Genomic DNA, 11,228 nt, shown 5'->3' with positions numbered 1-11,228 from the left:
CGTTGCGAGGGCTCAGTCCACGTCCATGGCTCAGTCCACGTCCATGTTCGAGCCCAGCCGCGACTTCTCCTCGATGACCTTGTTGAGTTCGCGGCGCACCGCGCCCATCTCACCGGGCTCGGAGTTCCCGTGCATCTCGTGCAGGGCGCCGGACGCCTGATAGCCGGCGGCCGCGGCCCCGACGCCCCGGACGACCATTCCCGCGACGGGATTCACCATCCCGACGACGGCGCCCACGCCCACGGCCACCGCGGCGGTCGTCCCCACCTTCTGGGCCTCGTACCTGGCCCGCTCGGCCATGGCGTCATTGACCTCCTGCACGCCAGCCTTGGAGGTGGTGCTCCCCGCGTAGAAGCCCCGAGCCCCCGCCTTCGCGGCCTCGGCCACCTGCTTCGCGGCCTCGAGGGGCGTCGCGTTCTGGAACTTCTCCCAGGCCTTCTCCGCCGCCTCGTTCACCCCGGCGCGGACCACGCGCTGAGCGTCATCCCCGTCGAGCGCATCGTTGGCGTAGACGTCCGCGACCTGTGCCGCGAACTTCACGTTCTGCACCAACTCGCTCACGGCCTGCGTCACGTTCTGCACGCCCAGCTCGCCCTGGACGACCGCGCCACCGACCTGCGCCGCGCCCTGCGCGAACTCCACGCGGCTCTGGATGAAGCCCTGTACGCCCGCCTTCGTGGGGTCCTGGATGGGCTCGCGCAGCTTGTCCGCCACCTGCGCCAACTTCGCATCGCCCTTCTGGAATCCACCCTCGGTCGGGGGGGGAACAACGGGAGGCCGAGGCAACCCCGCCGAGGACGGCTCACGCTCCTCCAACTGGCGACGCATGGCCTCCGTCATCGCCCCGCCCACCACGTACTTCCCCAACTTGGCGCCATACCGAATCATGGTGTCTCTCCCCGCGACCGCGTGTCGTGGCGCGCACGCTACAATGAACCCGCGTCCTCCACCCGCGTTCCGCACGGTCGCCATGCGCTCCTTGCCCTGCATCCTGTTGCTCCTGGTCCCGGGGCTCTGCCTCGCGGACGGCCCCCGAGAGGCCGCTGAGATGCGTGCGCTGCTCGCGGAGCTGATCGCCGCGGACACCTCCAATCCTCCCGGCAACGAGGTCGCCGCGGCCCGAGTCGCGGCGCGGTGGCTCCAAGAGGCGGGCATCGAATCAGAGCTGGTCGAGCCCTCACCCGGCCGCGGCAACCTCCTGGCGCGCCTGAAGGGACGCGGCACGGGTCGGCCCGTGTTGGTGGTGGCGCACCTGGACACCGTGCCCGCCGTGCGCGCCGAGTGGGAGACCGACCCGTGGGTCCTCACCGAGAAGAGCGGCCTGCTCTTCGGCCGCGGCGTCCAGGACAACAAAGGCATGGTGGCCGCCAGCGTCCTCGCGCTGCGCCGGCTCAAGCGCGAGGGCGCCTCCCTGTCGCGCGACGTGGTGCTCTACCTGGGCGCGGATGAAGAGGTGGGCTCCGGTCAGGGCTTGGACTGGATGCTGGAGCACCGGCCCGAGCTGCGCGAGGCGGAGTTCGCGCTCAACGAGGGAGGACTCACGGAGCTGTCCGGCGACCGGCGCCGCGTGCTCTTCGTCGCCGTGCAGGCCGCGGAGCGTGTGTCGCGCAACGTGGTCCTGCGGGCGAAGGGCCCCGGCGGCCACTCGTCCGCGCCGCCCGTGGAGCCGGGCCCGCTGGTGCGCGTGGCGCAAGCCGTGGCGCGCGTGGGCACGCTCACCTTTCCCGCGCGCCTGACGCCCGCGACCCGCCTCCATGTCCAAGGTCGCGCCGCCGTCACTCCGGGCGAGCTGGGCCAGGCGCTGCGCCGCATCGCCGCCGCGCCGGACGCCCCCGCCCAGGCGGATGTGGACGCCGTCGCGCGCCTGGAGCCCGCGCTCGGCGCCGTCCTGCGCACCACCTGCGTGCCCACGCTCTTCCAAGCAGGCACGCGCCCCAACGTCATCCCCGCCTCCGCCGAGGCCACGCTCAACTGCCGCCTGCTGCCCGATGATGACGCCCGCGCCGTCCGCGCGCGCATTGTCTCCACCCTCGCGGATCCCACCCTCGAGGTGGAGATGGACGTGAGCCCACCCGACTCGCCCATGTCCCCCGTGGGAGACAACGCGCTGTTTCGCGCCGTGACGTCCGCCGCCGCGCGCGTGTGGCCGGGGGTGCCCGTCATCCCGCGCATGTCCACTGGCACCACCGAGTCCGCCGCGCTGCGCCGCGCGGGCATCCACGCCTATGGCATCGACCTGTTCGCGCTCACGCCCGACGACGCGCGCACCGCGCACGCGCCCGGCGAACGCATCCCCGTGGGGTCGCTGCAACCCGGCGCGGAGTTCGTCTACCTGACGCTCAAGCACCTCGCGAAGGAGGGTGCGACCGCGAAGCCCGCGGGCTCCTTGTGAGCCCCGCGTCGCGCCTGACAGACTCGCGCGCGTGAACGCACGCGCCCGCTGGCTGTCCGCCTTGTTGGTCTCCCTCGCGACGGCATGCGCCTCTCAGCCGCCCTCGTCGCTCCCTGGCTCCTCCACCGATGACGGCCCCACCACGCGCCTGTGGCGGCGCGGCGCGGAGGCGCGCGACTTCGAGCGCTTCACCCGCGACGGCACCGCCCTCGCGGCGGATGGCGCGCTCGTGCTGAGCGAGACCGCTCGCGCGAGCACCGTGCCCTTCCCGACGGGCGCGCCCCCGGACGCGGGCACGAGCGCCACGCTCGACGCCTACCGCCTGGGCACGGCGGTGTCCGAGCCGCAGGCCGTCTCGGGAGGCTTCGACAGCGTGGTGCCGTCGTTCGAAGCGCAGACCCCCCCCGGCACCTGGGTGCAGGTCTGGGTGGCCGCGCGCATCGAGGGGCGGTGGACGCGCGACTACGAACTGGGCGTGTGGGCGTCCGAACGAGACACCGTGTCGCGCCACAGCGTGAACGCGCAGGAGGACGCGGACGGCGCGGTGGCCACGGACACGCTGAACTTGAAGCGCCGCGCGGACGCCTTGCGCGTGACAGTGGGGCTCTACGCCACGCGGCCAGATGCGAGCCCGCGCGTGCGGGCGCTCACCGCCGCGGTGACGGACACGCGCCGCACGGCCGAGGACTCGGCCGCCGAGCGCACCGCGTGGGGCACCGCGCTGGAGGTGCCCGGCTACTCGCAGATGCTCTATCCGGATGGCGGCGAGGTCTGGTGCTCGCCCACGTCCACCACGATGTTGCTGGGCTATTGGAGCCGCAAGCTCGGCCGCGCCACGTTGGAGGAGCCCGTCCCCCAAGCCGCGGCGCACACGTATGACGCCGCCTACCAGGGCACGGGGAACTGGAGCTTCAACACGGCCTACGCCTCCGCGCGCGGCAGCGGTGAACTCCAGGGACTGGTGGCCCGGCTCGACACCTTCGCGCAGGTGGAGCGCCTCATCGCGGCGGGGCTCCCGGTGAGCATCAGCATCGCGTTCGAGGAGGGAGAACTCACGGGCGCGCCGTCGCGGCGCACGGACGGACACCTCATCGTCGTGCGCGGCTTCACGCCCGAGGGCGACGTCCTCTGCAACGACCCTGCGGCCCGCAGCAACGAGGGCACCGCCGTCACGTATCGGCGCTCGGAGCTGTGGCGGGCATGGAGGCACTCGCGCGGCGCCGCGTATGTCCTGTGGCCCACGGGCACGGCGCTTCCTCCCGACGTGGTGGAGTGGCTGCGCTAGCGAGGCCAACAAAGAAGGGGCGCGCTCGCTCCGCCTGTTCGCCGGAGTCCTTCGCGCCCAGAGACGCTGCTGGGCGAGGGGGTGCGGGACCACCTCCTGGGAGAGCCACGGGCGGGGTGCTTCGCGGGTGGAGCATGCGTGGCGCACGGGAGAAACGTGGTGGGCCTGGTCGGACGCCGCGCACCAGGGGCGCTTCGTCGCGGACCCCTATGTGGCCCGCCGCGAGGTGAAGTCCGCGCTCGCCGTCCCCCACTTCTTCGAGCGGTTCGAACGGGCCGTCTCCGTGCGCGCCGATGGAGGGCTGGGGCTCGGCCCCTGCGTCCGGATTTCGACAGCTGGACCCTCCAGAACCCGGTCTGGAGCGTTCAGAAACCACCCTCAAGGCTCTAAAGCCGCCCTATTTAGCTAAATGCTCGGATATTTAGACTTGATTTCACGCCCGCAAATGTAAATACATGAGCCCAGAACTTTCTGGCCCGTCCACGAAGCGCTCGGCGCGGGCCCACTGCCGGGAGGCATGCTCATGGAGTCGACGAAGCCGCTGCGGGATTTCCTGGAGATTCCCTACGACGAACTGGAGGCGATGAACCTCCGCGTCAAAGAGCAGCGCATGAAGCGTGAGTCCCCGGAGAAGCTCCGCGACGAGCGCATCAAGTACCTGACGGACGAGAAGCGAATCAAAGCGGTCACCGTGTGCTTCACCGACCTCGAGGGTCGGCTGCACATGCTCGACTACGACAAGAAGTTCCTGCTGAAGAGCGCCGACAACCTCACCTTCGACGGCTCGTCCATCCGGGGCTTCTCCGCGCAGGCGGAGAGCGACCTGCGGCTGAACATCGACTGGGCCTCGTTCTACTGGCTGCCGTCAGACATCTTCGGGCCGGGCAAGGTGCTGGTGTTCAGCGAGGTGCTGGAGCGCGACGGCACGCCGTACCACTCCGACATGCGCGGCCAGCTCAAGCGCTTCACGGACGGCCACTTCCAGAAGGACGGCTCCGTGTTCCACGCGGCGCCGGAGATCGAGGGCTTCCTCTTCAAGGGCCGCGACGCCGAGCGCCACTACCACGAGACGAACCAGTTCGAGTTCATCTCCACGGGTGGCTACTACCACGCGCTGCCGGGAGACCCGCTGCGCACGTTCATCGACAAGGCCGCCGAGGCCCAGCGCGCGATGGGATTCCAGAACGAGAAGGACCATCCCGAAGTGGCGCCCAGCCAGTTCGAGATGAACTTCACGTACAGCGAGGCGCTCATCGCCGCGGACCAGATTCAGCTCTACAAGCTCTTGTGCCGCCAGGTGGCCGCGCAGATGGGGCTGACCGCGTGCTTCCTGCCCAAGCCCGTGACGGGCGTGAATGGCAATGGCATGCACATGAACATGTCGCTGTCCAAGGGCGGCAAGAACCTGTTCTACGACAAGAACGGGCAGGACGGCCTGTCCGCCGAGGGCTGGTCGTTCATCGACCGCATCCTCACCAACGCGAACGACATCTGCCTGGTGCTCAACTCCAGCGTGAACGCGTATCGCCGGTTGGATCCGCACTTCGAGGCGCCGAATCAGATCAAGGCGAGCGCGAACAACCGCGGCGCCATGGTGCGCATCCCGTTCGGCAACGAGCGCAGCGCGCGCGTCGAGGTGCGCAGCGTGGCGCCGGACTCCAACCCGTACATGGTGCTGCTCACGCTGCTGCGCACGGGCCTGGAGGGCCCGCAGCCGCAGGAGGACGCCGAGTCCAAGCGCAGCCGCACGCGCTTCCTGCCCGACAACATCTTCGACGCCGTGCGCCTGTTCAAGGGCAGCCAGTTCGTGGCCCAGATTCTGGGCGAGAACGTGCAGGGCAAGTTCGCCGAGCTGAAGACCGCCTCGGCCGAGCGCAGCCCCAAGCAGCTGGGCACGCGGGTGAAGACCTCGGAGATCCAGTTCCACCACGAGGTGACCAACCAGTACCTCTGGAGCATCTTCTGAGACGCACGGGTCCTCTTCCGTAGGACCTCACGGCGCGCGGCCCGAGCTGGGGTCGCGCGCCGTTCGCGTCGTGAAGCACCGCGCGCCTCACAGCAGGGACTGGAGCGCCTCCATCACGCGCGGCCACTCCTGGGAGCGCGGGTCGATGAGCTCGTAGTGCCCGGTGCCCTCCAGCCGCACGTAGGTGATGGGCGCGCCGAGCGCTCGGCCCCGCGTGTGGAAGGCGTCGCTCATCTCCACCGGGACCGTGTCGTCCACGGTCCCGTGCACCAGCACCTGGGGCACCGGCAGCGGCTGGAGCATCGCGGGCGAGGCCACCGCGTAGCGCGCGGCAAGGTCCGGTGCGCCCTCCCCCACGAACGCCGCCACCGCCCCGTCGCCCAGGCGCCGCGCGACGCCCTGCTCCAGGTCCACCACGCCCGCGAGCGACACCACGCCGCGGAACCGCAGCGGATCCGCCGCGTACAAAGGCTGCCCTGGCTGGAGCCGCGACCGCGCCGCCAGCCACATCGCGAGCTGCCCACCCGCCGAGTGGCCCATCACCACCACTCGACTCAGGTCCAGCCCGCGCGATGGCGCCATGACACGCAAGTGGTCCAGCCCCGCGGCCACGTCTTCGAGCGTCCCGGGGTAACCGCCGCCCGCGTGCCCCACGCGACGGAACTCGAGGCTCCACGTGGCGAAGCCTCGCCGCGTCAGGTCCGCGCAGAGGTGACCGGCGTGCTCCAGCCCGTACATCGCGCGCCAGAATCCGCCGTGCACGAAGACCACCACGGGGTGAGGACCCGGCCCGGCGGGCAGGCGCAGCTCCCCGAACCGATGCGGCCCCTCGCCGTAGGCGATGCGCGCATCGGGGGGCGGCTGCGGCTCGTCGAGGACCCAGGTGGAATTCATGCCGTCATCTTCCGGAGGGACTCATTCCGCGGCAAGCGCGCCGCGCACCGCGGTGAGGAGCAGGTCGTACTTCCCGCCAAGGAACGTGCGGAAGCCGTGCTGATGCAGGTAGCGGCGATAGAACGACAGGTCCTTCACCACCAACGACAGGTCTGGCTCGCGCAGGTTCCGCACCCGCGCGCCATAGACGACCTCGCCCTCGCGGAAGCGTGAGTTGGGGAAGCCCAGCACCAGCGCCGCCGCGGGCTGCAAGTGCTCCTGGACGAGCTTGCGCAAGAGCGCATGGTCCTCCACGCCAGGGCTCTGCAACGTGCCCACCGACACCACGAGGTCGAAGCGCCCGAGCTCCGGAGGCAGCGCGTTCAGGTCCGCGACGTGGAAGGAATGACGAGCGTCCGGGAACCGCGCCCGGGCCTCCGCGAGCGCCGAGGCGCTGTGGTCCACGCCCACGAAGGAGACGTCCTGGAGTCCCTCGAACCACGCGAAGGTCTCCAGCTCGTCGCCTCGGTTGACGCCCAGGTCCAACACCCGCGCGTCCGGAGGAAGCCGCAGGCGCCCCAGGGCTTCGAGCCACGGCAGAAGAAACCCCGCGTCCTCGAACTTGCGCAACGCGGAGAACGCCGAGCCCGCGCCGTATCGCTCATGCCGGGGCGCGGACTCCGACGACGTCGCGCCATGCCACGACGCCTCAGCGCCCAGGGGTTCGAACGTCAACGCGACATGCGTGGCATCCACCGCGCGAGGCGTGAGCAGCCGACACGACAGGCCTTCGGCCAGGTCACACCACGCCCGGAAGGAGCGATGGACGAGCGCGCCTTCCGGCCCGACCCGCGCTCCCGGGTACTGTCCACGGCCAAGGTCCGGATCCGGAACCTCGATGCACGCCCGTGACGCTCCGCTCGCCAGCACCTCGCGAACGTGGCGCACCACGAGGACGAGGGGCTCGGCATGGAAGCGGCGAGGCGCAGGGGATGACGTGAGGCTCGACATGGCCCCGGCAGCCTATCGCGCGGTTGCGCGCGGGTTCTCGCGCTCCGCTACGCTGCGCGGCCTCCATCCTGGCCTTCTCCTGCCTGGAGGGAAGACAGGGGCACCCCGCCGTGCGTGAGGAGTACGAAGCCGAGCTGAAGATGGCTCTCGCCGAGGGGTGGCTCTCTCGCGACGAAGTGGACTCGCTCCGAGAGGAGGTCGCGCGACTGGGGCGTGGGCCGCTGGAGCTACTCACCGAACAAGGCCGACTGTCTCCGGACACCCTCGCCTCGTTGCGCCGGGACCCTGCTCGCGCCCACGGACCGCGCCCCGATACCGGCGAACCCGAAGCCACGCTCCCCCCTGTCGAAGAGGGCGTCGCGCCGCCACCGCGCTCCGATTCGCCGGCCTTCCCCGTGCCGCATTGGGACAGGTACCGCTGCGTTCGCTTCCTCGGACAGGGCGGCATGGGGCGCGTGTTCCTGGCCCATGACCCTCGGCTGCGTCGCGAGGTGGCCCTCAAGTTCGTCCGCGACGAGGACCCGGAGCTGACGCGCCGATTCATCGCCGAGGCCCGTGCGCAGGCCCGCGTGGACCACGAGCGCGTCTGTCGCGTCTACGAAGTGGGTGAGGTCCAGGGGCGCGCGTACATCGCGATGCGGTACGTGGATGGACAACCCCTCCATGCGCTCGCGTCCCCGCTCACCGTGGAGCAGAAGGCGCTCGTCCTTCGTGACGCGGCGCTGGGCGTTCACGCGGCCCACCGCGCGGGGCTCGTCCACCGCGACCTCAAGCCCTCCAACATCCTGGTCGAGCGCACCGAGGACGGCGGCCTGCTCCCCTCGGTGATGGACTTCGGGCTCGCGCGTGATTGGAAGGACAGCGACACCGCCTCTGGCACCGTGCTGGGCACGCCCCACTACATGGCCCCCGAGCAGGCCCGAGGCGACGTGGCTCGGTTGGATCGGCGCGCGGACGTCTACAGCCTCGGCGCCACGCTCTACCACCTGCTCACCGGCCAACCGCCTGTCCCTGGCTCCAATGGCTTGGAGGTGCTCAGCCGCATCGCCACGCACGAGCCTCGGCCGCCGCGCGCGCTGGACGCGGACATCCCCCGGGACCTGGAGGCCATCGTCCTCAAGTGTCTGGAGAAGGACCGCTCGGCTCGGTACGACTCTGCGCGGGCGCTCGCGGATGACCTGGACCGGTTCCTCAACGGCGAGCCCGTGCAGGCGCGGCCCAGTCCGGGCTACCGACTTCGCAAGCGACTGCGCAAGCACTGGCGCGCGGCGGCGGCGCTCGGCGTCGTGGGGTGGGCCCTCGCGCTCGGCGTGGGGCAGACGGTGCGTTCACGTCGTGAGGTGGCGCGCAGGGAGCAGCTCGCCCGACGCTTCACGGAGAGCGTCGAGCGCATCGATGCCCTCGCGCGTGCCTCCGGCGAGGCGCCACTGCATGACACCCGCGCTGACCGTCGTGCGCTGCGTGCGCGGATGGCCGACATCGAGGCGGGCATGCGCGAGGCCGGCCCGGAGGCCGAGGGCTCCGGCCACTACGCCCTGGGGCGCGCGTTCCTCGCGTTGGATGACGTGTCCTCCGCGCGCCAGCACCTCGATGCCGCGTGGGCAACGGGAGAGCACGAGCCTCGCGTGGCCTATGCGCTCGCGTGGGTGCTCGGGGCCCAGTACCAGCGTGCGCGCCTGGAAGCAGAGCGCAGCGCCGAGCCCTCCCAGCGCGAGGCGAAGCAGCGCGACGCCGAGCAGCGGCTCCGTGCCCCAGCCCTCGACTTCCTCCAGCGCAGCCAGGGCGCCGAGGTCCCCGCGCCCGAGTACGTCGAGGCCTTGCGCGCCTTCCACGAGGACCGCCCCGACGCGGCGCTGCAACACCTCGATGCGCTCGGAGGCCGGCTGACCTGGCTCCACGAGGCCCCGCTGCTGCGCGGCGACATCCTCCACGCGCGAGCCCTCCACCGTTGGAACGCGGGGCAGCGCGAGGCCGCGCGCGAGGACTTCGAGGCGGGGCGTCGCGCCTATGCCGAAGCCGCCGCGATTGGACGGAGCGTGCCCGCCGTCCACCGCGCGCTGGCTGACTTGGAGCAGGACGCGCTCCTCATGGAGGTCAGCGGTGGCGGCGACGTGCTGCCGTCCTATACCCAAGGACTGGAGGCCGTGGGCCATGCGCTCACGGCCAACCCCGACGACGCGGACGCGCACCTGTTGGCCTCACGGCTTCATCGCCGCTTCGCGCAGCAGCGCGTGAGCCAGGGCAGCCCCGAAGCCGAGGCCCTGCTGGGTCAGGCCGTCGCGTCGGCTCGGCAAGCGCTCGCGCTGGCGCCAACGAATGCCGTGGCGTGGCATGCGCTGGGCTCGGCCTACTGGCAGTGGTCGCGAGCCCGACAGCAGCGCAATCAGGACCCGAGCGAGCAACTCCGTGCCTCCGCCGACGCCTTCGAGCACGTGCCCGCGCCAGAGCGTGACTTCAACTTCCACATCGACCGTGGCCTCGTGTATCGCGTCTGGGCGGACCATGAGGGCGCGCACGGCGGCGACCCGAGCGAGCACAGGGCTCGCGCCATTGAAGCCTTCCGCACCGCACTCGCGCAGGACTCAAGTCCAGCGGAGACGTGGATCAACCTGGGCACCGAGTACGTGAAGCAAGCGGCGGATCCGCACGCGCCCTCTCCCGAGGCGAGCCTCGATGAGGCCAGCGCCGCACTGAGCCGGGCTCGCGAGCTGGACCCGAGCAACGTCGTGCCCTGGTTCTACGAAGGCGAGGCGCTCGTCACTCGGGCGCGTCTGCGCAGAGACCACGGTGGAGATGCGCGCCCGGACCTCGAGCGGGCCCTCGCGCTCTATCGCCACGGCGCCACGCTCAACGCGCACCTGCCTCAGCTTCCCAACGGCGTGGGCACGGCGCTGTTTGAACAAGCGAAGGAGGCCTGGAGCCGAGGCGAGGACGCGGCGCCGCTCGTGCGCCAGTCCCTGGAGGCCTATGCCCAGGCGCAAGACCGCGCGCCCACGCAGGGCTTCGCCGCGTTCAACGCCGGAGAGGTCCGAGCATGGTGGGCGGCCATGCAGCTCGCGAACGGCGATTCGCCCGTCGCCAGCGCGCGCGACGCGGAGACCTCCCTGCAACAAGCGCTGCGCGCGCTCCCCGACCTGCCCGAGGCCTGGGCACAACTTGGCCGCGCGCGCCTGCTCGTCGGGGCCTTCGAGCAGTCACGGGGCCAGGACGCGCACGCGAGCCTGACGAGCGCCACCGAAGCGCTCCAGAAGGCCGTTGGGCTCAACCCTTCGCTCGCGCTCGCGTGGCGTTACCTGGGTGAGACGCAGGCCTTGTCGGGGCACGGGGAGGACGCGCTGCGCTCCGTCGAGAAGGCCGTGGCGCTGGAGCCCACGGGACTGGAGCATCAGCTCGCCTCCGGCCACGTCAGCCTCATCGCGGCGCGTGCATCGCGGGATGCCGCGCCCGTGCTGAAACGGGGACTGGCCCGTGTGGAGCAAGCGCTGTCCACGCGCCTTCACTGGCCCGAGGCACAAGCCCTGCGCGCGGCCCTCCTCTCCGCTCTGGCGGAGACCCCCGCCCCGCCCGATACGCGGAGCGAGTGGCTGCGTCGGGCTCGCGAGGACCTCGACGCCGCGCTCCAGGGCAACCGCCACCTGGAGCGCGCCTGGGGCTCGTTGGATCCACGCGCCAGGCAGGAGGCCACCGCGCCACCTCCGTGA

7 protein-coding genes are annotated in these 11,228 nt (G+C 71.2%); 4 read left to right on the top strand and 3 right to left on the bottom strand.

The window, feature by feature from the left end; all coding sequences use genetic code 11:
• Positions 1–30 precede the first annotated feature (30 nt).
• Complete coding sequence (locus KRR26_RS24585) at positions 31–888, bottom strand: hypothetical protein (RefSeq protein ID WP_120204780.1); 858 nt, start codon at positions 886–888, stop codon at positions 31–33.
• An 82-nt stretch (positions 889–970) separates the two neighbouring features.
• Here KRR26_RS24585 and KRR26_RS24580 point away from each other — a divergent pair, with 82 nt between their 5' ends.
• From KRR26_RS24580 to KRR26_RS24570, 3 genes are all read left to right on the top strand, one after another.
• Positions 971–2,392, top strand: a complete 1,422-nt coding sequence (locus KRR26_RS24580) for a M20/M25/M40 family metallo-hydrolase (protein ID WP_217081009.1) — start codon at positions 971–973, stop codon at positions 2,390–2,392.
• A 31-nt stretch (positions 2,393–2,423) separates the two neighbouring features.
• Positions 2,424–3,677: a peptidase C39 family protein gene (locus KRR26_RS24575; RefSeq protein WP_217081008.1), complete on the top strand. Its 1,254-nt coding sequence runs from the start codon at positions 2,424–2,426 to the stop codon at positions 3,675–3,677.
• A 523-nt stretch (positions 3,678–4,200) separates the two neighbouring features.
• Entirely contained in the window at positions 4,201–5,643 is a 1,443-nt protein-coding gene (locus KRR26_RS24570) for a glutamine synthetase family protein (RefSeq protein ID WP_120204964.1), read from the top strand.
• 87 nt (positions 5,644–5,730) lie between these two features.
• On the opposite strand, the gene KRR26_RS24565 is transcribed toward KRR26_RS24570, so the two are convergent.
• Positions 5,731–6,537, bottom strand: a complete 807-nt coding sequence (locus KRR26_RS24565; RefSeq protein WP_217081007.1) for an alpha/beta hydrolase family protein — start codon at positions 6,535–6,537, stop codon at positions 5,731–5,733.
• A 21-nt stretch (positions 6,538–6,558) separates the two neighbouring features.
• Positions 6,559–7,527, bottom strand: coding sequence for a class I SAM-dependent methyltransferase (locus KRR26_RS24560; RefSeq protein WP_120204773.1), 969 nt, complete (start codon positions 7,525–7,527; stop codon positions 6,559–6,561).
• Between the two features lie 140 nt (positions 7,528–7,667).
• Between KRR26_RS24560 and KRR26_RS24555 the strand changes: the two genes are divergently transcribed.
• Positions 7,668–11,228, top strand: a complete 3,561-nt coding sequence (locus KRR26_RS24555) for a protein kinase domain-containing protein (RefSeq protein WP_217081017.1) — start codon at positions 7,668–7,670, stop codon at positions 11,226–11,228.

This window comes from Citreicoccus inhibens (genome assembly GCF_019039035.1).
Classification (GTDB): Bacteria; Myxococcota; Myxococcia; order Myxococcales; family Myxococcaceae; genus Citreicoccus; species Citreicoccus inhibens.
Note: the sequence above shows the minus strand (reverse complement) of the source record. Positions and strands in the feature narration are given on the sequence as shown.